This is a genomic window from Pseudomonas sp. KnCO4 (genome assembly GCF_045344305.1).
GTDB classification, from domain to species: Bacteria; Pseudomonadota; Gammaproteobacteria; order Pseudomonadales; family Pseudomonadaceae; genus Aquipseudomonas; species Aquipseudomonas anuradhapurensis.
In genome coordinates, this window is record NZ_CP174199.1 from 655,430 (window position 1) to 677,603 (window position 22,174).

Annotated in this window: 21 protein-coding genes and 1 pseudogene; 7 read left to right on the top strand and 15 right to left on the bottom strand. The window is 64.4% G+C overall.

Annotated features, from left to right (window positions below; all coding sequences use genetic code 11):
* Positions 1–17: 17 nt before the first annotated feature.
* From ACJA3S_RS03000 to ACJA3S_RS03015, 4 genes are all read right to left on the bottom strand, one after another.
* A complete protein-coding gene (locus tag ACJA3S_RS03000) occupies positions 18–767 on the bottom strand; it encodes a methyltransferase domain-containing protein (RefSeq protein WP_406820789.1) in 750 nt (249 codons plus the stop codon).
* Positions 764–1,069, bottom strand: a complete 306-nt coding sequence (locus ACJA3S_RS03005; RefSeq protein ID WP_013970728.1) for a MazG-like family protein — start codon at positions 1,067–1,069, stop codon at positions 764–766. The genes ACJA3S_RS03000 and ACJA3S_RS03005 overlap by 4 nt, the downstream gene beginning before the upstream one ends.
* A gap of 218 nt (positions 1,070–1,287) precedes the next feature.
* On the bottom strand, positions 1,288–2,139 hold the full coding sequence (locus ACJA3S_RS03010) for a MaoC family dehydratase (RefSeq protein WP_406820790.1): 852 nt from the start codon (positions 2,137–2,139) through the stop codon (positions 1,288–1,290).
* Positions 2,140–2,141: 2 nt separating this feature from the next.
* Positions 2,142–3,494 (bottom strand): 3-oxoacyl-ACP reductase, encoded by a 1,353-nt coding sequence (locus ACJA3S_RS03015; protein ID WP_406820791.1) that lies wholly within the window; start codon positions 3,492–3,494, stop codon positions 2,142–2,144.
* 117 nt (positions 3,495–3,611) lie between these two features.
* Between ACJA3S_RS03015 and ACJA3S_RS03020 the strand changes: the two genes are divergently transcribed.
* Positions 3,612–4,889, top strand: a complete 1,278-nt coding sequence (locus tag ACJA3S_RS03020) for an acetyl-CoA C-acetyltransferase (RefSeq protein ID WP_170028116.1) — start codon at positions 3,612–3,614, stop codon at positions 4,887–4,889.
* A gap of 188 nt (positions 4,890–5,077) precedes the next feature.
* Positions 5,078–5,857, top strand: a complete 780-nt coding sequence (locus ACJA3S_RS03025; protein ID WP_406820792.1) for an AraC family transcriptional regulator — start codon at positions 5,078–5,080, stop codon at positions 5,855–5,857.
* A 65-nt stretch (positions 5,858–5,922) separates the two neighbouring features.
* Here the strand turns inward: ACJA3S_RS03025 and ACJA3S_RS03030 are convergent, their stop codons facing one another.
* The 5 genes and pseudogenes from ACJA3S_RS03030 to ACJA3S_RS03050 form a co-directional block, all read right to left on the bottom strand.
* Positions 5,923–6,690 carry a methyl-accepting chemotaxis protein gene (locus tag ACJA3S_RS03030; protein ID WP_372241560.1) on the bottom strand — a complete coding sequence of 256 codons (768 nt, stop codon included), beginning with the start codon at positions 6,688–6,690 and terminating at the stop codon, positions 5,923–5,925.
* 138 nt (positions 6,691–6,828) lie between these two features.
* Positions 6,829–7,866 (bottom strand): annotated as a pseudogene (locus ACJA3S_RS03035) (cache domain-containing protein); the annotation flags it as partial.
* Positions 7,867–8,032: 166 nt separating this feature from the next.
* Entirely contained in the window at positions 8,033–8,443 is a 411-nt protein-coding gene (cueR, locus tag ACJA3S_RS03040; protein WP_170028119.1) for a Cu(I)-responsive transcriptional regulator, read from the bottom strand.
* Positions 8,440–10,839 (bottom strand): heavy metal translocating P-type ATPase, encoded by a 2,400-nt coding sequence (locus ACJA3S_RS03045; RefSeq protein ID WP_406820793.1) that lies wholly within the window; start codon positions 10,837–10,839, stop codon positions 8,440–8,442. Before ACJA3S_RS03045 ends, cueR begins: the two co-directional genes overlap by 4 nt.
* 53 nt (positions 10,840–10,892) lie before the next feature.
* Positions 10,893–11,279, bottom strand: coding sequence for a hypothetical protein (locus ACJA3S_RS03050; RefSeq protein ID WP_406820794.1), 387 nt, complete (start codon positions 11,277–11,279; stop codon positions 10,893–10,895).
* Between the two features lie 142 nt (positions 11,280–11,421).
* Here ACJA3S_RS03050 and ACJA3S_RS03055 point away from each other — a divergent pair, with 142 nt between their 5' ends.
* Complete coding sequence (locus ACJA3S_RS03055) at positions 11,422–11,619, top strand: heavy-metal-associated domain-containing protein (protein WP_406820795.1); 198 nt, start codon at positions 11,422–11,424, stop codon at positions 11,617–11,619.
* Between the two features lie 228 nt (positions 11,620–11,847).
* Entirely contained in the window at positions 11,848–13,029 is a 1,182-nt protein-coding gene (locus ACJA3S_RS03060; protein ID WP_406820796.1) for a multidrug effflux MFS transporter, read from the top strand.
* Here ACJA3S_RS03060 and ACJA3S_RS03065 read toward each other — a convergent pair.
* Complete coding sequence (locus ACJA3S_RS03065) at positions 12,980–13,177, bottom strand: hypothetical protein (RefSeq protein WP_406820797.1); 198 nt, start codon at positions 13,175–13,177, stop codon at positions 12,980–12,982. The two genes, ACJA3S_RS03060 and ACJA3S_RS03065, sit on opposite strands and share 50 nt — an antisense overlap.
* A 487-nt stretch (positions 13,178–13,664) precedes the next feature.
* On the opposite strand from ACJA3S_RS03065, the gene ACJA3S_RS03070 reads away from it, so the two are divergent.
* Complete coding sequence (locus ACJA3S_RS03070; protein WP_406820798.1) at positions 13,665–14,378, top strand: transcriptional regulator; 714 nt, start codon at positions 13,665–13,667, stop codon at positions 14,376–14,378.
* Positions 14,379–14,397: 19 nt separating this feature from the next.
* Here ACJA3S_RS03070 and ACJA3S_RS03075 read toward each other — a convergent pair whose 3' ends face one another.
* From ACJA3S_RS03075 to ACJA3S_RS03095, 5 genes are all read right to left on the bottom strand, one after another.
* On the bottom strand, positions 14,398–15,345 hold the full coding sequence (locus ACJA3S_RS03075) for an adenosine deaminase (protein ID WP_406820799.1): 948 nt from the start codon (positions 15,343–15,345) through the stop codon (positions 14,398–14,400).
* A gap of 86 nt (positions 15,346–15,431) precedes the next feature.
* Complete coding sequence (locus ACJA3S_RS03080) at positions 15,432–16,118, bottom strand: SDR family oxidoreductase (protein ID WP_406820800.1); 687 nt, start codon at positions 16,116–16,118, stop codon at positions 15,432–15,434.
* A 363-nt stretch (positions 16,119–16,481) separates the two neighbouring features.
* Positions 16,482–17,066: an IMPACT family protein gene (locus tag ACJA3S_RS03085; RefSeq protein WP_406820801.1), complete on the bottom strand. Its 585-nt coding sequence runs from the start codon at positions 17,064–17,066 to the stop codon at positions 16,482–16,484.
* 9 nt (positions 17,067–17,075) lie between these two features.
* Positions 17,076–17,738 carry a TetR/AcrR family transcriptional regulator gene (locus ACJA3S_RS03090; protein ID WP_170028128.1) on the bottom strand — a complete coding sequence of 221 codons (663 nt, stop codon included), beginning with the start codon at positions 17,736–17,738 and terminating at the stop codon, positions 17,076–17,078.
* 90 nt (positions 17,739–17,828) lie between these two features.
* The gene (locus tag ACJA3S_RS03095) at positions 17,829–18,749 is read right to left on the bottom strand and encodes a LysR family transcriptional regulator (RefSeq protein WP_186678996.1); all 921 of its coding nucleotides are present in this window, start codon (positions 18,747–18,749) and stop codon (positions 17,829–17,831) included.
* Positions 18,750–18,863: 114 nt separating this feature from the next.
* Here ACJA3S_RS03095 and ACJA3S_RS03100 point away from each other — a divergent pair, with 114 nt between their 5' ends.
* Positions 18,864–20,210 carry an aspartate aminotransferase family protein gene (locus ACJA3S_RS03100; protein ID WP_406820802.1) on the top strand — a complete coding sequence of 449 codons (1,347 nt, stop codon included), beginning with the start codon at positions 18,864–18,866 and terminating at the stop codon, positions 20,208–20,210.
* A gap of 72 nt (positions 20,211–20,282) precedes the next feature.
* Positions 20,283–21,776 (top strand): CoA-acylating methylmalonate-semialdehyde dehydrogenase, encoded by a 1,494-nt coding sequence (locus ACJA3S_RS03105; RefSeq protein WP_406820803.1) that lies wholly within the window; start codon positions 20,283–20,285, stop codon positions 21,774–21,776.
* Positions 21,777–22,174 lie beyond the last annotated feature (398 nt).

Here is a 22,174-nt window from a genome sequence, read left to right on the forward strand (position 1 = left end):
GTCCTCCGACGGGTGAGTCAGCGCGGGCGGCAGACCCAGTGCAGGTAGCGGCCGAGCCCGGCAAAACTGGGGTGGCGACGGTAGGCCAGTTCCATCTCCAGCAGGTCGAGCAGCTCGGCCTTGCCTTGGAATTCCTTGGGCATGTAGTCGTGGAACACGCGCACGCCACTTTCGCTTTCAACCTGCCACATAGGCTCAAGTTGCGCCCTGAGTTGGCGCGGATCAAGTGGTTTTTGTGGCGTGAGGCTCTGCTTTTCGCCTTCCAGCCGGTTGCTGCGCAACTTGCGGAAATGGCCTTTGAGCAGGTTGCGATAGACCAGTGCGTCACGGTTGTAGAAAGCCAGCGACAACCACCCGGAGGGGGCGGTGAGCTGGTGCAGCACGGGCAGGATGCTTTCCGGTTCGGCCAGCCATTCGAGCACGGCATGGCACAGCACCAGGTCGTAGGGTTCGGTGAGCTGGCCAAGCAGGTCTTGCCAGGGGGCCTGGATGAAGGTGGCCGGCTGGCCCGCTTCGGCAAAGCGTGCCCGGGCGCCATCGAGCATCGGCGCGGCGGGCTCGGCCAGGGTCAGCTGGTGGCCGCGTTGTGCCAGCCACAAGGCCATGTGGCCCAACCCGGCGCCAATGTCGAGGATGCGCAGGGGGCGGTCGGGCAAGGCTTCGGCCAGGTCGGCCTGGAGCACGGCCAGGCGGATCGCGCCCTTGGCGCCGCCATAGATCTTCTCGGCAAAGCGGGTGGCCAGCTCATCGAAATGACGGTCGTTCATCGGGCGAAGCGCCTCTCGCTGTCGGCCAGCTTGGCCCGCACCACCTGGTCCATGTCCAGGCCAAGCTCGCTGCACAACAGCAGCAGGTAGAGCACCACGTCACCGATTTCCTGGCCGGCATGGGCCAGCTTGTCGGCGGGCAGCTGGCGCGATTGGTCTTCGCTCAGCCACTGGAAGATTTCCACCAGCTCGGCCATTTCGACGCTGGCGGCCATGGCCAGGTTCTTCGGGCTATGAAAGCCGCGCCAGTCGTTGTTGTCGCGGATTTGGTGCAGGCGTTGGGTGAGTTCTTGCAGGTTCATCGGGGTCTCCTAATGCTGCATAGCTTCAGCGCAGGCCCGATGCAAAGCAAGCGTGTTCCGCCAAGGCAGACGGGGTTGAGCGGCCAACTTTAGCGGCGCAGCTCAGGTTCGTGTAGGAGCGGCCTTGTGTCGCGATGGGGCGCGAAGCGGCCCTGGCAATTCTTGCATGGGGCCAGGTCTGGGGCCGCTTCGCGCCCCATCGCGACACAAGGCCGCTCCTACAAGGGCTCCCAGTGCCCGACCATATGCAGCACGCCGCCATGCCCGTCCAGCCGCAGCGTTCCCTGCGGCCCTGCCTCACTGGCACTGAGCAGCACCTCCGATGGCAACCGCACCGGCTTGCGGAAACCCACCTCGAAGGCATAACCGCTGGGCGGCAGGTGGCCACGCAACGCTGCCAGGGCCATGGCCTGGCTCCACATGCCATGGGCGATGGCGGTGGGAAAGCCGAACAGCCGGGCACTGGCGGCGCTGAGGTGGATCGGGTTGTAATCCCCGCAGACCTTGGCATAACGCCGGCCGATATCGCTGTCGGCGTACCAGCGGGTCGCCTCCGGCAACGCCGCCGGTTGGTCTTCGGCAGGCTCGTCCGCCGCGCCATCGAGCTTGAGCCCGCGCACCAGCATGCGGCTGGTCTCGCGCCAGAGCAGGCCGATGCCGTCTTCGGCTTCGCTGACCAGGTCGAAGGTGCCGCCCTTGGCGTGCGCTTGCAGGTTGTCCGTATACACCGCAAAGCGCAGCCCTTCGACAGCGCCGAGCGGGCGTAGCACTTCGATGCGGTTGTGCAGGTGCACCAGGCCCAGCAGGGGGAAGGGGAAATCGGCGGCGGTCATCAATTGCAACTGCAAGGTGAACGCCATCACGTGCGGGTAAGTTGCCGGCAGGCGGCCATCGTCGGGGAAATGGCACAGCCGCCGATAGGCTGCCAGGTTGTCCGGCTGGACGCCGATGAAGCAGCGCAGGCCATCGCCCGGCAAGCGGTCACCGCTGATCTTGCGCTTGCTGGCTGCGCGCAGGTACAGGCTGGCGCGCGAAGCCGGGCTGTGCAGGTCGTGCCAGTGGCGGCTCATGTTCACGCTCCCATCAAGGCCTGGCCGCAAACGCGCAGCACCTGGCCGTTGATCGCCCCGGAGCCGGGCTGGCTGAGCCAGGCGATGGCTTCGGCGACGTCCTGCGGGCGCCCGCCCTGGCCCAGCGAGCTCAAGCGTCGCCCGGCCTCGCGCAGGCCCATGGGCATCACCGCGGTCATGTGGGTTTCGATGAACCCGGGGGCCACCGCATTAATGCTGCCGCCACGCTCGGCAAGGCGCGGCGCCCAGGCCTGGGCCAGGCCGATCAAACCAGCCTTGCTGGCGGCATAGTTGGCCTGCCCGCGGTTGCCGGCGATGCCGCTGACCGAGGCCAGCAGGGTGATCCGCGCGTTGTCACTTAGGGCGCCGTGGTCATGCAGCGCCTGGGTCAGCACCTGCGGCGCCTTGAGGTTCACCGCCAGCACCGCATCCCAGTATTCCGGGGTCATGTTGGCCAAGGTCTTGTCGCGGGTGATGCCGGCATTGTGCACCACGATGTCGATGCCCTCCGGCAGCGCTGCGAGCAAGCGGCTGGCCGCGTCGCCCGCGCAGATGTCCAGCGCCAGCGCCTTGCCACCCAGGCGCGCGGCGAGGGCGTCGAGGTCCTGGCTGGCCTGCGGCACGTCCAGCAGCAGCACGTCGGCGCCATCCCGCGCCAGGGTTTCGGCAATGGCAGCGCCGATGCCGCGTGCGGCGCCGGTCACCAGGGCGCGGCGGCCCGCCAGTGGCCGGGTCCAATCCTCGACCTGGCTGGCGCAGGCTTCCAGGCGCAGCACCTGGCCGGAAACGAAGGCGCTTTTCGGCGACAGGAAGAAACGCAGTGCGCCTTCCAGCTGGCTGTCTGCGCCGGGGGCGACATACAGCAGCTGCGCGGTCGAGCCATTGCGCAGTTCCTTGGCCAGCGAGCGGCTGAAGCCCTCCAGGGCCCGTTGCGCAATGCTCGCCAACGGGTCAGCGAGGCTTTCCGGGGCGCGCCCCAGCAGCACCACGTGGGCGCACGGCGCCAGGCTGCGCAGCAACGGCTGGAAAAATTCGCGCAACTGCTTCAACGCGTCGCTGTCGGACAAATGCGTGGCATCGAACACCACGGCCTTGATTTTCGGCCCCAGGCCGGCCACCCACGGCTCGGCCTGGAGGTTGTCGGTATTGAAGCGGTAAAGCGTGTCGGTCAGGCGCGGGGCCAGGGCTTCGACCTGGCTTGCCAGCGGCCCGCCACCCAGCACCAAGGCCCCCTCCACCGGGCGCAGGCGGCCGGCCTGCCAGCGCTCCAGCGGAGCCGGGTGTGGCAGGCCGAGGGCATCCACAAGCCGGCGGCCGAGGGTGGAGTTGGCAAAGCCGAGGTAGCGATCGCTCATGAGTGGTCTCCCGGAAGGCAAGCTTGAAAGTGTGGACCAAGTTTGTAGCAAGGTCGTTCGAATGCGCTAAAAACACCTAGGCTGTACGGATCAAATTGTTTCAGGAGGAACCAACGCATGCGTTCACCTCGCCGGGTCGCGATCCTGGGCGGCAACCGAATTCCCTTCGCCCGCTCCAATGGTGCCTATGCCACCGCCAGCAACCAGGCAATGCTCACTGCCACACTGGAGGGACTGATCGAACGTTATCGCCTGCATGGTTTGCGCATGGGCGAAGTGGTCGCCGGTACGGTGCTCAAGCACTCGCGTGACATGAACCTGACCCGTGAATGCGTGCTGGGTTCGCGCCTGTCGCCGCAAACCCCGGCCTATGACATCCAGCAAGCCTGTGGCACCGGGCTGGAGGCGGCGCTGCTGGTGGCCAACAAGATTGCCCTGGGGCAGATCGACTGCGGCATCGCCGGTGGCGTGGACACCACCTCCGATGCACCGATTGCGGTAAATGAAGGTTTGCGCCACATCCTGCTGCAGGCCAACCGTGGCAAAAGCCTGGGCGAACGGCTCAAGCCGCTGCTGAAGCTGCGCCCCCACCACCTGAAACCCGAGTTACCGCGCAATGGCGAGCCGCGTACTGGCTTGTCGATGGGCGAGCACTGCGAACGCATGGCCCAGGCCTGGCACATCGAGCGTGCCGAGCAGGACCAGCTGGCACTGCTCAGCCACCAGCGCCTGGCCGCTGCATACGCCGAGGGCTGGCAGGATGACCTGCTGACGCCGTTCCTGGCGCTGACCCGCGACAACAACCTGCGCCCTGACCTGACCCTGGAGCAACTGGCCCGGCTCAAGCCGGCCTTCGACCGCAGCGGCCAGGGCACGCTGACAGCCGGTAACTCCACGCCGCTCACCGACGGTGCTTCGCTGGTGCTGTTGGGCACTGAGGAGTGGGCGGCGCAGCAAGGGCTGTCGGTGCTGGCGTATCTGGTCGATGGTGAAACGGCGGCGGTGGATTTCGTCACTGGCCGCGAAGGGCTGTTGATGGCGCCGGTGTATGCGGTACCGCGGCTGCTGGCGCGTAATGGGTTGAGCTTGCAGGATTTTGACTACTACGAGATTCACGAAGCCTTTGCCGCCCAGGTGCTGTGTACGCTCAAGGCCTGGGAGGATGCCGACTACTGTCGCCAGCGGCTGGGGCTGGAGGCGCCGCTTGGGGCAATCGACCGCAGCAAGCTCAACGTCAAGGGCAGTTCGCTGGCGGCCGGGCACCCGTTCGCGGCGACCGGGGGGCGGATCCTGGCCAACCTGGCGAAGCTGTTGGCTCAGGCCGGGCGGGGGCGTGGGTTGATTTCGATCTGCGCGGCGGGTGGGCAGGGGGTGACTGTCATCGTCGAGCGCTGAAGCCAAGCCTTGTAGGAGCGGCCTTGTGTCGCGATAGGGCTGCAAAGCAGCCCCAGGGTTTCAGCACAGACGCAAAAATTGCTGGGGCTGCCTTGCAGCCCTATCGCGACACAAGGCCGCTCCTACACGTTGACCGATCAGCTGTCTCAGCTGTTAGGCTTGTCTGCTCAGAACTACAAGAAGCCGCCATGCCGACCATCGGACAACCCCGCGCCCTCCCGGCGCTGGCCCGCCTGCCCAGGCCTTTGTATGCCCGCGCCGAAAGCCTTGACGCCGGCTCCTGGACCACTCGTCACCAGCACGACTGGGTGCAATTTTCCTACGCCATCAGCGGTGTACTAGGCGTCTATACCCAAGAAGGCAGCTACTTCGCCCCGCCGCAGTGGGGGGTGTGGATACCTGCCGATGCCGAACATGCAGTGGTCACCTCGATGCAGGCCGAAATGCGCAGCCTGTACGTGCGCCGTGACGCCTGCGCGTGGGCGCCGGAGCGATGCCGGGTGCTGGAGGTGACACCGTTGGCGCGCGAACTGATCAAGCAGTTCTGCCTGTTCCCGGCAGATTACCCGCAAGGCGACAGCGCCGAAGCGCGGCTGGTGGCGGTGCTGCTCGACCAGTTGCGCACGCTACCCGAGGTCGGCTTCTCGCTGCCGTTACCGCGCCATCCGGGATTGCTGGCATTGTGCAACCGCCTGATCGCTGCCCCGGAACAGCCGCAGACCTTGCAGCAATGGGCGCGCCAGCTGGGCTGTTCGGAAAAGACCCTGATGCGGCTGTTCCAGCGGGAAACCGGCTTGAGTTTTCGTAACTGGCGCCAGCGCATGCGGTTGCTGTCGTCGCTGGCGTTGCTGGAGGCGGGGGAGAATGTGACCGAGGCGGCATTGGGCTGTGGCTATGAGTCCACGTCAGCCTACATTGCGGCGTTCAAGCAGCTGTTCGGAGCGACGCCGGGGGAGTTGAAACTCTGATGGTAGGTCGCCGGTACTGGCTGCTTCACGGGTGATCCCGCAGAGCAGCCAGTACCGGCAAGGCATCAGGTACGGAACCTGCGCACCAGCGCATCCAGTTCGTTGGACAAGCCGGCCAGGCTCTCCGAATCCACCCGCGCGGCCTGGGCCAGTTCGGCAACCAGCTGCGCATCCCCGTGAATCTGGCTGATGTGCCGGTTGATATCCTCGGCCACCTGATGTTGCTCCTCGGCCGCCGTGGCGATCTGGGTGTTCATGTCACGGATCACGTCCACCGACTCGCGAATCTGCCCGAAGCTGTCACGGGCCATGCCGATGCGGCTTACCGATTGCTGGGAAACTTCCAGGCTGGCATGCATCTGCGCGGCCACTTCGGCGGTGCGGCTGGCCAGGTTGCCGAGCAGGCCGTCGATCTCGGCGGTGGAGTCGGCGGTGCGCTTGGCCAGCGCCCGCACTTCGTCGGCGACCACGGCAAAGCCGCGGCCCTGCTCACCGGCGCGGGCCGCCTCGATGGCGGCATTGAGCGCCAGCAGGTTGGTCTGTTCGGCAATCGAGCGGATGGTGCCCAGGATCGACTGGATAGCGTTGCTGTCGCGCTCCAGCTGCTGGATCGACTGCGCCGATTGCTCGATCTCCTGGCTCAGGCGGTCGACACTGTGCACCGCTGCGTCGATCTGCTGCTGGCCTTCCCGGGCCTGCTGCTGGCCGCTGTCAGCCGATTGCGCCGCCTGGCTGCAGGAACGCGCTACTTCGTTGGCAGTGGCGACCATTTCGTGGAAAGCGGTAGAAACCATGTCCACGGCTTCGCGCTGGCGGCCCGCCGCTTCGGCCATGTCGCTGGAGACGCGGGTGGAGCTGGTCGAGGTGCTGAGAATCTTGCCGGCTGCTGCCCCGATGTGCTGGATGAGGCTGCGAATGGCACCGAGGAACTGGTTGAACCAGTTGGCCAGTTGTGCGGTTTCGTCGCGGCCGCGAATTTCCAGGTTGCGGGTCAGGTCGCCTTCGCCCTGGGCGATGTCTTCCAGGCCGCTGGTGACGCTGTTGATCGGCCGCACGATCAGCTTGGCGAAGGTTGCACCGACCACGGCGAACAGTGCCGCCAGCACCACGGCCACGATACCGATCAGCCAGGTCAGGCGGGTGGTGGTCTGCATCACTTCGCTTTGTTCGATCAGGCCGATCAAGGTCCAGCCCAGCTGTTCATCCGGGTAGATGTTGGCCATGTAGCGCACGCCGCCAAGCTCGACTTCAGCCAACCCTTTGCCATGCTTGGCCAGTTCGGCGTAGCCGTCGCCAAAACTCGCCAGTGGCTTGAAGTTGTGCTTGGCGTCACGCGGGTCGACCAGCACGTTGCCGTTGTTTTCCACCAGCAGCACGTAGCCGCTCTCGCCCAGCTTGATCTGCTGCACGATCTCGGTCAGGCCTTTGAGCGAGACGTCGACGTTGACCACGCCGCCGGGGTTGCCCAGCTGGTTGGCGACGGTGCGCACGGTGCTGACCAGCACGGCGTCGTCGGGCGCCCAGTAGTAGGCTTCGGTGCGCAGGGTCTTGCCAGGGTTGGCCATGGCCAACTGGTACCAGGGGCGGGTGCGCGGGTCGTAGTTGACGAACTTCTGCCCGGCCGGCCAGCCGACGTAACCACCGTCACTCACCCCGTAGGACAGGTAGGCATAGGCGGGGTGCGAGGTGGCCAGGCGGGTCATGAACTCCAGCACTTTGCTGGCCTGCTCGCCCAGTTCGTAGGACGGCGTCGCGCTCATGTACTTGTTCAGTTCGCTGCCGGTGGCGGCGACCAGGGGCTGCGCTGCCATGTACTCGACGTTCTGGTTGATGCCCTGGAAGAAGATGTTCATCGCGTTGCTGACCTGGCGGATTTCCCGGCTGCTGCCGTCCAGGAAGCCGTCGCGTGCTTCGCCACGCAGATTGAGGACCACCAAGGTGGCCACCAGGACGATGGGCAAGCCGGCAATGACCGCGAATGCCCAGGTCAGTTTCTGTTTGATGCTCATCGATGCCCCCGGATTGTTATTGTCGCTACTCGAAGCAGGTAACAATTACATCGGCAGCATCTGGGTTTAATGTAGGAAAAGTCCCCGTATTTATTGGATCAAGTCGCGGGCGAGTGACTAGCGGTCGTGTTTGAACCGATGGGGCCTGCTGCAAGCACGGGGCGCCTCAGTGACAGCAGCCGCCCGCAGCGCCATTTGCCAGGTCTTTGAGGATCGGGCAATCCGGGCGGTCGTCCCCCTGGCAGTGGGAAACCAGCTCCCCGAGGGTGTCGCGCAGGCTCACCAGTTCCTCGATGCGGCGGTTCAGTTCATCGATGTGCTGCAGGGCCAGTGCCTTGACATCGGCGCTGGCACGCTGGCGGTCTTGCCACAAGGTCAGCAGCTTGCCAACTTCCTCGAGGGAGAAGCCCAGGTCGCGGGAGCGCTTGATGAATGCCAGGCTGTGCAGGTCTTCGGCCTGGTACAGGCGGTAGCCGCTGTCGCTGCGTGTGGCGGGCTTGAGCAGGCCGATGGACTCGTAGTACCGGATCATCTTGGTGCTGAGCCCGCTGCGGCGGGCGGCCTGGCCGATGTTCATGGAGCCTCCTGGGTATCGCTGGTGGGTTTCCAGGCCTTGAGCCACAACGCGTTGCTCACCACGCTGACGCTGGACAGGGCCATGGCGGCGCCCGCCAGTACCGGGTTGAGGTAACCCAGCGCGGCCAGCGGGATGCCGATGAGGTTATAGATGAACGCCCAGAACAGGTTCTGGCGGATCTTTGCGTAGGTCTTGCGGCTGATCTCCAACGCAGCCGGCACCAGGCGCGGGTCGCCGCGCATCAGGGTGATGCCGGCGGCCTGCATGGCCACGTCGGTGCCGCCGCCCATGGCAATGCCGATATCGGCGGCGGCCAGCGCCGGCGCATCGTTGATACCGTCGCCAACCATGGCGACCACGCCATCGCGCTTCAGTGCGGCCACGGTTGCCGCCTTGTCGGCCGGCAGCACTTCGGCATGCACGTCATCGATGCCCAGGGCATCGGCTACCACCTTGGCGCTGCCCCGGTTGTCGCCGGTCAGCAGGTGGCTGCTGATGGCTTGTGCATGCAGGGCCTCGATCGCCGGCAGGGCGCCCGGCTTGAGGCTGTCGCCAAAGGCGAACAGGCCCAGCACCCGGGGCTGCGTGCCGCGTTCGATCAACCACGACAGGGTGCGCCCTTCGGCTTCCCAGGCTTGGGCCAGGGCGGCCAGGTCTCCGGCTGGCAGGGCGCTTTCGTCGAGCAGGCGACGGTTGCCCAGGGCCAGCTCGCGGCCTTCCACCCAGCCGGCGATGCCGCGCCCGGTCAGCGCCTGGCTGCCGGTGACGGCGGGGACATCCAGCCCTTGTTCGGCACAGGCAGCCAGCACCGCCTTGGCCAGCGGGTGTTCGCTGCCGCGCTGCAGGGCGCCGGCCAGGCGGTGCAGGTCGGCGCTGCTGCCTACTTGCGCCTGGCTGTGCACTACCCGCGGGCTGCCGGAGGTGAGGGTGCCGGTCTTGTCGAATACCACGCGGTTGACTGCATGTGCACGTTCCAGGGCTTCGGCATCCTTGATCAGGATGCCGTGGCGGGCGGCGACCCCGGTGCCGGCCATGATCGCGGCAGGGGTGGCCAGGCCGAGAGCGCAGGGGCAGGCGATGACCAGCACGGCAACGGCATTGATCAATGCGCTCTCCAGTGGCGCGCCGGCCAGCCACCAGCCGACCAGGGTAATCAGCGCCAGCACCAGCACGGCCGGGACGAACACCTGGCTGACCCGGTCGACCAGTTTCTGGATCGGGGCCTTGGCGGCCTGCGCGTCCTCGACCAGGCGGATGATGCGTGCCAGCACGGTTTCGGTGCCCAGCGCCTGGGTGCGTACCAGCAGCCGGCCTTCGCCATTGATGGCGCCGCCGGTGACGTTGTCGCCAGGTCGCTTGGGCACCGGCAGGCTTTCGCCACTGATGAGCGCTTCATCGGCATGGCTGCTGCCGTCCTCGACCTTGCCATCGACCGGGAAGCGCTCGCCAGGCTTGACCAGCACCAGGTCGCCGAGGCGCAGCTGGGCGATGGCAACGTCTTCTTCGCGGCCATCGACTACGCGCACGGCGCGTTCCGGGCGCAGGGCTTCGAGGGCGCGGATGGCGCTGGCAGTCTGGCGTTTGGCGCGGCTTTCCAGGTACTTGCCCAGCAGCACCAGGGCAATCACCACGGCCGAGGCTTCGAAATACAGGTGCGGCGCCATGCCCGCCGAAGCCTGCGCCCATTGGTACAGGCTCAGGCCGTAACCGGCGCTGGTACCCAGGGCCACCAGCAGGTCCATGTTGCCGGCGCCGGCACGCACGGCCTTCCAGGCCGCTACGTAGAAGCGGGCCCCGAGCACGAACTGCACCGGCGTGGCCAGCGCGAACTGCACCCAGGCGGGCAACATCCAGTGCACCCCGAACGGTTGCAGCAGCATGGGCAGCACCAGTGGCAAGGCCAGCACCAGGGCCGCGCCGACGGCCAGGCGTTCGTGGCGCAGGCGCCGCTGGGCGGCAGCTTGGTCGCCCCTGGGCGTTTGCGGCAGGCTGGCGCTGTAGCCGGCTTTTTGCACCGCGTCGATCAGTAGGTTGTCGTCGACGCTCGGCAGCACTGTGAGGTGGGCCCGTTCGCTGGCCAGGTTGACACTTACCTGCTCCACACCGGGCAGCTTGGCAAGGGCACGCTCCACGCGCCCGACGCAGCTGGCGCAGGTCATGCCGCCGATCTGCAGCTCGACGGTGCGGGTGGGCACGCTGTAGCCGGCTTCGCGTACGGCATCGACCAGCGCGGGCAGGCTGTTGGCCGGGGCCTGGATGCGGGCCTGTTCGGTGGCGAGGTTGACACTGACCTGCTCGGCGCCGGTGACCTTGCGCAGGGCGCGTTCGACCCGGCCGGCACAGCTGGCGCAGGTCATGCCGGCGATCGGCAGGTCATAAGTGGTAGATGCGGGCATGGGCTCTCCTCCTTGGGCATGCCGTCAGCATCAACCTTGCCACGCGGGTAAGGTCAATAGCCCAGGCCGGCTCGTTGCAACTCCAGCCCATGTTGCCCCATGGCGATGCGGTATTTGTTGATCTGGCCCGCCTGCAGGTTCAATCGTGTGCTGCGTTGGTCCTCGATGCCCGGCGCGCAGCCCGGCATCTGCCCGGGCAACACGCGCAGGCGCACATCCACGGGGCCTGCCGGCAGGTTTAACGAGGTGGACTGCTCCTGGAACACGCGCCCGGAGAGCTGGTCGTTGAGGTAGATGCCGATTTCACAACTGGTGGCCACTTCCAGGCGTTCGCGGGAAATGATCAGTACGCTGTAGTCCGAGTTGCCCTCGGCGCTGGCCGGTGGCACCGCAGCCAGCGTGCTCAATAGCCCGACGGCGCCCAATACTGCCCTGAACATGAAGAATCTCCTGCTTGCCTGTTCGTCAAAGGCGCAGCTTGGCCGACGCGCGCGCGGATTTCCACCCCGGCAGTTGTTGGCAAGACTTGACCTTGACCCGGTGGCAAGCTTGAGACTGGCCAAAACTGAAGGAGTTAACCCCATGCAAGTGTTCAATGTACAAGGCATGACCTGTGGCCACTGTGTGAAGGCCGTGACCCAGGCGGTGCAGGCGCAGGATGCGGCGGCCAAGGTGGAAGTCGACCTGGCGGCCAGGCAGGTACGGGTGCAGAGCGAGCTGGCCCAAGAGCAGATCCTCAGCGCCATTCGGGAAGAAGGCTATCAAGCCGAAGTGGCATGACCGGCCAATGCTGACGTCGTAGCGGCGTTGTGTCGCGATGGGCCGCAACGCGGCCCCCGTTACTGGATCTATGCACACGTTGTCGGGGCCGCGTTGCGGCCCATCGCGACACAAGGCCGCTCCTGCACGGGCCGCGGTGAACAGGCCAGATTGTTGCAAATGTTTTCGTACTGACGGGGTGCATAGCAGGTAGAATCAAATACTTGCTTAGCCTGCTATGGATTCCTGATGAACCTGCGAATGGTGCTCATCCTGGGCGCACTCAGTGCGTTCGGGCCCTTGGCGATCGACTTCTACCTGCCAGCCTTCCCGGCCATGGCGCAGGCGTTCGCCACCGATGAAAAACACGTCCAGACCACCTTGGCGGCCTATTTCCTCGGTTTGTCCATCGGCCAACTGGCCTATGGCCCGGTGGCTGACCGCTTTGGCCGGCGCAAACCGCTGATGTTCGGCGTGACCCTGTTCACCCTGGCGTCGCTGGCCTGTGCCTATGCTCCCAACCTCGACACCCTGGTGCTGGCGCGGTTTGTCCAGGCACTGGGCGGTTGCGCCGGTATGGTGCTGTCGCGCGCCATCGTCAGCGACAAGTGCGACCCGGTGGCATCGGCCAAGGTGTTTTCGCAATTGATGCTGGTCATGGGTCTGGCGCCGATCCTGGCGCCGATGCTCGGTGGGGTGCTGGTGAACCTGGCCGGCTGGCAATCGATCTTCCTCGCCCTGAGCCTGTTCAGTGCCGGCTGCCTGCTGGCCATCAGCCTCGGCCTGCCGGAAAGCCTGCCCGCGCACATGCCGCGCCAGCCACTGTCTGGCGCCTTGCGTCAATACCTGCGGCTGTTCGCTGACCGGGTGTTCCTCGGCCATGCCTTGACCGGCGGCATCGCGATTGCCGGGATGTTCGCCTACATTGCCGGCTCACCGTTCGTCTTCATCAAGCTTTACGGTGTGCCGGCCGAGCATTACGGCTGGTTGTTCGGCACCAATGCTGCCGGTTTCATCCTCGTGGCGCAGGTGAATGCCCGTTTGTTGGCCAAGCGTGGCCCGGCGTTCCTGCTGGCCCGGGCGGTCTGGCTATACCTGACTGCAGGGCTGGTGCTGCTGGGCGTGGCGGCGTTGCGGCCGGCGCAGTTGTGGCCACTGTTGGTGCCATTGTTCGTCTGCATCGCCAGCCTCGGCTGCATCATCCCCAATGCTTCGGCTTGTGCCATGAGCGGGCAGGGTGCCCGGGCTGGCAGTGCCTCGGCGCTGATGGGCTGCCTGCAGTTCAGTGTCGCTGCCGGTGCGGCGGCGCTGGTCGGGCTGCTGCATGACGGTAGTGCGATACCGATGGCGCTGGTAATCAGTTTGTGCGGTGCGCTGGTGGTCAGTGTCGCGCTGCTGACCCGACGCTTGCTGGCCAAGGCTCCCGCATAAGCGGGTGAGGGGCCTGCAGGCGGTTTTCCAGCGTGGCGACGAAGGCACGTGCTTCGGCCTCGCTGCGGAAACTGACCACGTGTTGATCGAGTTGCACCTGCCACGGGCAGGCAGGGTTTCGGCTAGACGTGCTGACAACAATTTTCATCGCGGCATACCTCCACAAGGAAACAGCCGCTGTAGTGTAGCGCCACCCCTCCTGCCTGCCATGGCCTGCAACTGGGTTCTGACTGACGGTCGGGCAGGCTGGTCCGCCAGTGCTTTTTCACCGCGGGGCGCAACGCCCATGAGCGCGTGGAACCTTCGCTTTGGTTTGCGTTATTTGTGGAAGGCAACTGTCGGGCACATCCGAAGTTGCGCCTGGTGTTTCTACCGTGCGACGTCGCTGCCCGGCAGGCTGTGCGACCCGGCTGCTTCAGCGCGCGGCTTGGGGTGGGTTTGCAGGTTTGTTCCCAGCTCACCATGGGTACCCCTACCCAGTTGTTTCCGTGGGCAGGTGCCGCCGCGCCAGGGCTGCCTGAGTGGCGTTTTTTGCGGCTTATACTGGCGAACCAGGCCAGTGCCAGCGAGAGGCGCTTCCCTGCCAGGGTTGGCCATCGCATCCACACAGTGAACTTGCAGGGAGTTACAGGGACATGAACGCAGCCAGCAGTATCAGCCAGATCGCCAGCCTGATGGCCGACCCCAAGCGCAGTGCCATGCTGTGGGCGTTGATCGATGGCACACCCCGCTTGGCCAAGGAGCTTGCGGTGATGACCGGCCTGACCTCGTCATCGGCCTGCGCTCACCTTTCCTTGTTGTCGTCCGCCGGCTTGCTTCGGCATGAAGCGCGGGGCCGCAAGCGTTATTTCTGCCTGGCGACTCCGCAGGTCGGGGCCGCAGTGGAGGCGCTGGCCAGTGTCCAGCTGGAAAGTGCCAAGGGGGCGCAGGCCAAGGCACCGGTGGCACCCTTGCCCATGTCGGTACGCCGGGCGCGCCGCTGTGGTGATCACCTGGGCGGGGAGTTGGCCAGTGAGCTGTATCACCGCCTGGTGGTCGCCGGCTGGCTGGAGGGCAGTGGTCGGCAGCTGATGGTCAGTGATGAAGGGCGGGCGCAGTTGGCGCTGGTCGGGGTCTATATCGATGCGCTGGCGCCTCGCCAGCAACGTGGCTGTGTGATCTGCCACTGCACCGAGCGCAACGACCAGGGGCCGCATCTGGGCGGCGTGCTGGGGCAGGCCTTGTTCAGGCTGTTCCTTCAGTCTGGCTGGATGCGCGAGGCCGAAGATACCAGGGCTTTGCATATCTCGGCGTTGGGCATCCAGCAGATCAATCGCATTGCCCGCGTGCCGACGTTGCAGGTTGGCTGACCGCAACGCCGTCATTCATTCAGACCAAGCGCGCATCCAGGCTGTTCTGGGCCAGGCGACGGGCCTGGGCTTCGCTCATGCCCAGGTGGGTGTGCAGGGCGTGGAAGTTTTCGGTGACGTAGCCACCGAAGTAGGCCGGGTCATCCGAGTTGACTGTCACCTTCACGCCACGCTCGAGCATGTCGAGGATGTTGTGCTGGCTCATGTGGTCGAACACACAGAGCTTGGTGTTCGACAGCGGGCACACCGTGAGCGGGATCTGCTCGTCGATGATGCGCTGCATCAGGCGCTCGTCCTCGATAGCGCGCACGCCGTGGTCGATGCGCTTGACCTTCAGCAGGTCCAGGGCCTCCCAGATGTACTCGGGTGGGCCTTCTTCACCGGCATGGGCGACGGCGACGAAGCCTTCGCTGCGAGCGCGATCGAACACACGCTGGAACTTGCTGGGCGGGTGGCCCATTTCCGAGCTGTCCAGGCCAACGGCAATGAACGCGTCGCGGAACGGCAGCGCCTGGTCGAGGGTTTTCTGCGCTTCTTCTTCGCTGAGGTGGCGCAGGAAGCTGAGGATCAAACCGCTGCTGATGCCCAGTTGCTTGCGGCCATCCTTGAGCGCCTGGTCGATGCCATTGAGCACCACTTCGAAGGGGATACCGCGGTCGGTGTGGGTTTGCGGGTCGAAGAACGGTTCGGTGTGGATAACGTTCTGTGCCTTGCAGCGTTGCAGGTAGGCCCAGGTCAGGTCGTAGAAGTCCTGCTCGGTGCGCAGCACGTCGGCACCTTGGTAATACAGGTCGAGAAACTCCTGCAGGTTGTTGAAGGCATAGGCAGCACGCAAGGTTTCCACGTCGGCCCACGGCAAGGCGATCTTGTTGCGCTCGGCCAGGGCGAACAGCAACTCGGGCTCCAGCGAGCCTTCCAGGTGCAGGTGCAGTTCGGCCTTGGGCAGGGCGTTCAACCAATCATACATAGTGGGTCATCTCGATCAGGTACGGTTGTCGCCATTCTACAGGGCCTGGCCGGGCAATGCGCCCGGCCAGGCTGCAACCCGCTGAATCACCAGACCAGGGGCTCGCCTTTGTAGTTGATGAAACGCAGGCCGCCGTGGCCGCTTTGCGCCTTGATCTGTTCGAGCATGCCGCGGGTACTGGTCAGCACGTCGATATCGGCGTTCTCGCCGCCCATGTCGGTCTTTACCCAGCCTGGGTGCATGGCCAGCACGCACAGGTCGGGGCGTTGCTGTTCCACGACGAAGCTGTTGATCATCGAGTTGAGCGCTGCCTTGCTGGCCTTGTACAGGCAAACCTCGCCACCGTCGGGGATGGTCACGCTGCCCAGGATCGAACTCATGAACGCCAGCACCCCGCTACCTTCACGTACCTGGCCGACCAGGCGGCGGGCCACGCGGATCGGTGCCACGGCGTTGGTCATGAACAGCTCCCCGATGTCCTTGTTCTGCACGGCTTCCAGGTCCTGGGGCAGGGGCCCCATGACGCCGGCGTTGACGAAGACCAGGTCGAACACCAGGCCTTGCAGGCGCTGCTTGAGCGCATCCAGCTGGGCCGTGTCGTTCATTTCCAGCTGCTCGATACGCACGTCGGGCACATCGGCCAGCGCCCCGGGCTGCTGCGGGTTGCGCACGGTGGCGGTAATGTTCCAGCCGTCCTCATGCAGGCGTTGCACCAGGCCAAGGCCCAATCCGCGCGAGGCGCCGATGATGAGGGCCGATCTTGAAGAAGCCATAGGATCATTCCTTTATCGGTGTATGAAAAGGTAATGAGCATACGTCACCGTGGGTACTGGTGCCTGTTCTCTGAGTGGATAAAAATTGATCAGTGACCTACGGTCCTGCGTGGCCGGGCGCCTGGCCTGTTGGCGCACGGGTTATCCACAAGCTGTTCCACAGTTATTGTGTGCAAGTTCAGAGCGAGGGCTGGGATTTTTGCCATCGCATTGGGGATAACTCGTGAGGTTTCAGCTGTTCGAAGCTGTCCCAACGCGCTGGTTAAAAAATGAACAATGCTTTGCGGGCCTTGAAAACATTGGCCTGCAAGCGAGTGCCCCAAGCTTATCCACAGGCCGGCCCACAGTTGTTGTGGGCAATGTTCAGCGCGCTTCGAGCAGAATGCGTCCGCGGCTCAGGTCGGCCAGTTGCTGCTGCAATGACGCCAGGTGGGCATCGCCGAGGGCTATCAGCAGATCAACACCATTGGCAGTGAACTGCTCGTCGAGCACCAACCCGTCAACCTCCGCCAGGCGCAACTTCACCAGCGCCAGTTCGCTGAAGCCGCAGCTACAGGTGAATTCGCTGCGTTGCACCAGCAGCCGCTTGGGGGCCTGTTGCAGGCACTTGTTGGCACCGCCGCCATAGGCCCTGGCCAGGCCACCGGTGCCCAGCTGGATGCCGCCGTACCAGCGGATCACCAGCACCACCACCTGGTCGCAGTCCTGCGCTTCGATGGCTGCCAGGATCGGTCGCCCGGCGGTGCCCCCGGGTTCGCCGTCATCACTGCTGCGGTACTGGGCGCCAAGCTTCCAGGCCCAGCAGTTGTGGGTAGCGGCCAGGTCGCTGTGGCGTTCGATGAAACTCATCGCTTCAGCGGCACTGCTGATGGGCCCGGCGAGGGTGATGAAGCGGCTTTTGCGGATTTCCTCGCGGTATTCGCACAGGTCGAGCAGGGTAGAAGGCATAAATGACGGTCAGGCAGCCGGCTTGATGCCGCAGCCTTTCAGGATGATGTGGATAAGGTTGTTGCTTGCGTCTTCCATGTCCTGCTTGGTCAGGCGGCTACGACCGGTAACCTGGCAGATCTGGGTGGCGAAGTCGGCGTAATGCTGGGTGCTGCCCCAGAGCAGGAAGATCAGGTGCACCGGGTCGACCGGGTCCATCTTGCCGGCCTCGATCCAGGCCTGGAACACCGCGGCCCGGCCGCGGAACCATTCGCGGTAGTCGGCACTGAAGTACTCGGTCAGGCAGGTGCCACCGCTGATCACTTCCATGGCGAAAATCCGCGAGGCTTGCGGGTTGCGCCGGGAGAATTCCATCTTGGTGCGGATGTACTGGCTCAGGGCTTCGGCGGGGTCGTCGTCGACGCTCAAGGCGTTGAAGGTGCTGTCCCACAACTCGATGATGTTGCTGAGTACGGCAATGTACAGGCCCAGCTTGTTGGTGAAGTAGTAGTGCAGGTTGGCCTTGGGCAAGCCTGCCTTGAGGGCGATGGTGTTCATGCTGGTGCCCTTGAAACCATGGCGGGCGAACTCGTCTTCGGCGGCCTGGATGATGGCCTGTTCGTTCTTCTGGCGAATGCGGCCCGCGGGCTTGCCCGAGGTGGCGAGGCGATGCGCAGGGACTTCTAGGGTCATGGACGATTCCGTACGGGTCAGTGGCTGCGGCTGTCGGACAAGATTACCTGCCTGCGCCGAAGTGACAAGCGTTAGCGGCAAAGACTGGCATCAGCGTGTCGCAGCCAGGCTCTCGAGGAAGCTTTCCAGCACCAGGTTTGGCCGCCGGCCCTTGCGTGTTACCCAGCTGAGGCTCAGGTCATAGAAGCGTTGCCGGGGTTTGAGCGCGCGCAGGCGGCCTTGCTGGACCCAGAACGTGGCGTAGTGGTCCGGCAGGTAGCCGATGTAGCGCCCGGTAAGGATCAGAAACGCCATGCCCTCGCGGTCCGAAGCACTGGCCGTGCAGTTCAGGGCCTGGTAATGGGCCTGGATCTCGGCCGGCAGGCGGAAGGTAGGGGCGATGGCTTCCTGGCTGTTGAGGCGGTCGTCATCTATCTGTTGGTCATCGGCGTAGAACAGCGGGTGGCCGACGGCGCAGTACAGCAGCGAGCGCTCGCTGTACAACGGCTGGTACTCCAGACCCGACAGCGGGCTGGTCTGCGGCACCACGCCGACGTGCAGGCTGCCGTCGAGCACGCCGTGTTCGACCTGGCTGGGGGCGATCATGCGGATCTGGATGCGTACATCGGGGCCGCGGTCCTTGAGTTCGGCCAGGGCATGAGTGATGCGCATGTGCGGCAAGGTGACCAGGTTGTCGGTCAGGCCGATGTTCAGCTCGCCACGCAAATGCTGGTGCAGGCCGTTGACTTCGGTGCGGAAGCTTTCCAGGGCGCTGAGCAATTGCAGGGCCGAATGGTAGACCTCGCGGCCTTCCTCGGTCAGCGAGAACCCGGCGCGACCGCGCTGGCACAGGCGCAGGCCCAGGCGTTGTTCCAGGTCGTTCATTTGCTGGCTGATGGCCGAGCGACCTATGCCCAGCACGTTCTCGGCAGCCGAAAAGCCCCCGCACTCGACGACGCTGCGGTAGATCTTCAGCAGGCGGATGTCGAAATCGCTGACTTGGGCGAGTGGATCGGGGCGTCGGCTCATCAGTTTAGTCAGGGCCTGTCTGAAGATTAGAAATGTTGGCTTTTTCAGACTTTATCGCCGTGCCACCTTAGCTGCAACAACATCCATCGTTGCCTAATCGTCTTCCGAGGAACCGCAATGAACATGCCCGAAACCGCCAGCGCCGGTATCGCCAGCCAGCTCAAGCTGGATGCCCACTGGATGCCCTACACCGCCAACCGCAACTTCCAGCGCGACCCGCGCCTGATCGTGGCGGCAGAAGGCAACTACCTGGTCGATGACAAGGGGCGCAAGATCTTCGACGCGCTGTCCGGCCTGTGGACCTGTGGCGCCGGGCACACCCGCAAGGAGATCACCGAGGCGGTAGCCCGCCAGGTCGGTACCCTGGATTACTCTCCGGCCTTCCAGTTCGGCCACCCGCTGTCGTTCCAGCTGGCCGAGAAGATTACCGAGCTGACCCCGGGCGACCTGAACCATGTGTTCTATACCAACTCCGGTTCCGAGTGTGCCGACACCGCCCTGAAGATGGTGCGCGCCTACTGGCGCCTGAAGGGCCAGGCGACCAAGACCAAGATCATCGGCCGTGCCCGCGGTTACCACGGTGTGAATATCGCCGGCACCAGCCTGGGGGGTGTCAACGGCAACCGCAAGCTGTTCGGCCAGTTGCTGGATGTCGATCACCTGCCTCACACTGTGCTGCCGGTGAACGCCTTCTCCAAGGGCCTGCCGGAAGAGGGCGGCATCGCCCTGGCCGACGAGATGCTCAAGCTTATCGAGCTGCACGATGCGTCCAATATCGCGGCGGTGATCGTCGAACCGCTGGCGGGTTCGGCGGGCGTACTGCCGCCGCCAAAGGGTTATCTGAAACGTCTGCGTGAAATCTGCAGCCAGCACAACATCCTGCTGATCTTCGACGAAGTGATCACCGGTTTCGGCCGCATGGGTGCAATGACGGGTGCCGAAGCCTTCGGCGTGACCCCGGACCTGATGTGCATCGCCAAGCAGGTGACCAACGGCGCCATCCCGATGGGCGCGGTCATTGCCAGCAGCGAGATCTACCAGACCTTCATGAACCAGCCGACCCCGGAATACGCCGTGGAATTCCCACATGGCTACACCTACTCGGCCCATCCGGTCGCTTGCGCTGCCGGTATCGCGGCACTGGACCTGCTGCAGAAGGAAAACCTGGTGCAATCGGCTGCCGAGCTGGCGCCGCACTTCGAGAAGCTGCTGCACGGCGTGAAGGGCACGAAAAACATCGTCGACATCCGCAACTACGGCCTGGCCGGCGCGATCCAGATCGCGGCCCGTGACGGTGATGCCATTGTGCGTCCGTACGAAGCGGCGATGAAGCTGTGGAAGGCTGGTTTCTATGTGCGCTTTGGTGGCGACACCCTGCAGTTCGGCCCAACCTTCAACACCACGCCGCAGCAACTGGACCGCCTGTTCGACGCCGTGGGCGAGACCCTGAACCTGATCGACTGATCTGTCCGATTTGAGGTCAGGTGCGCGAGGAGATCGCGCGCCTGGCCCAACCTTATTTATCTGGAGTTTTGCATGAGCATTGTTCAGCACCTGATCAACGGCGAGCTGGTTACCAAGGGTGAGCGCAGCGCCGATGTCTTCAACCCATCCACTGGCCAGGCTGTACGCAAGGTCGAGCTGGCCAGCCGCGCGACTGTGCAACAGGCGATCGACTCGGCCAAGGCCGCCTTCCCGGCGTGGCGCAACACCCCACCGGCCAAGCGTGCCCAGGTGATGTTCCGCTTCAAGCAGCTGCTGGAGCAGAACGAAGCACGCATTGCGCAGATGATCAGCGAAGAACACGGCAAGACCTTGGAAGACGCTGCCGGCGAACTGAAGCGTGGCATCGAGAACGTCGAGTTCGCCTGTGCAGCGCCAGAAGTGCTGAAAGGCGAATACAGCCGCAACGTCGGCCCCAACATCGACGCCTGGTCCGACTTCCAGCCGCTGGGCGTGGTTGCCGGTATCACTCCGTTCAACTTCCCGGCCATGGTGCCGCTGTGGATGTACCCGCTGGCCATCGCCTGCGGTAACGCGTTCATCCTCAAGCCATCCGAGCGTGACCCGAGCTCGACCCTGTACATCGCCCAGCTGCTGCACGAAGCCGGCCTGCCGAACGGCATCCTCAACGTGGTGCATGGTGACAAGGAAGCGGTGGATGCGCTGATCGAAGCGCCGGAGGTGAAGGCCCTGAGCTTCGTCGGTTCGACCCCGATCGCCGAGTACATCTATGCCGAAGGCACCAAGCGTGGCAAACGCGTGCAAGCCCTGGGTGGTGCCAAGAACCACGCAGTGCTGATGCCCGATGCCGACCTGGACAATGCGGTCAGCGCACTGATGGGCGCGGCCTATGGTTCCTGCGGCGAGCGTTGCATGGCCATTTCGGTAGCGGTGTGCGTGGGTGATCAGGTGGCGGATGCACTGATTGCCAAGCTCGAACCGCAGATCAAGGCGCTGAAGATTGGTGCTGGCACTTCGTGCGGCCTGGACATGGGCCCGTTGGTGACTGCTGCAGCCCGTGACAAGGTGGTGGGCTACATCGACGAGGGTGTTGCTGCTGGCGCCAAGCTGGTGGTGGATGGTCGTGGCTACCGTGTAGCCGGCAATGAGGATGGCTACTTCGTGGGTGGCACCCTGTTTGACAAGGTGACACCGGAGATGCGCATCTATAAGGAAGAGATCTTCGGCCCGGTGCTGTGCGTGGTGCGTGTGAACAGCCTGGAGCAGGCCATGCAGCTGATCAATGATCACGAATACGGCAATGGCACCTGCATCTTCACCCGTGATGGTGAAGCGGCGCGGCTGTTCTGCGACGAGATCGAAGTGGGCATGGTCGGTGTGAACGTACCGTTGCCTGTGCCTGTGGCATACCACAGCTTTGGTGGCTGGAAGCGTTCGCTGTTCGGTGACCTGCATGCCTATGGCCCGGACGGGGTGCGTTTCTATACCCGTCGCAAGGCGATCACCCAGCGCTGGCCGCAACGCGCCAGCCATGAGGCTTCGCAGTTTGCCTTCCCTAGTTTGTAAGGGATAGTGAAGAAGCGGGGAGGCCGGTAGGCCTCCCCGCTTTGTTTTTGGGGTGCAGGGTGGTTTGCCTTGGTTTTTGGGGTGGGGCGCTCGATCTCATGAGCGCCGAAGGTGTTGAGGCGAGCACTTGCAGGCCTTGCTAGGGGCATCGGCTGGAATATTTCAGATTAATGAAATTAAAGGTTGACGGGTTTTCGAATCCCCTTATAATGCGCCCCACTTCCAGCGACATCGGAACGAAAAACTCCTTGTTCATCAATGAGTTAAGTAGTGAAGATAAAGCTGAAAGGGCTACGATCGAATGATCGGCAGCGGTCGAGATGAAGGTTGACAGCGTTTCAAAACGCTGTATGATTCGCCTCCCGCTACGAGAGATCGCAGCGAGTCAAGTGTTTGAA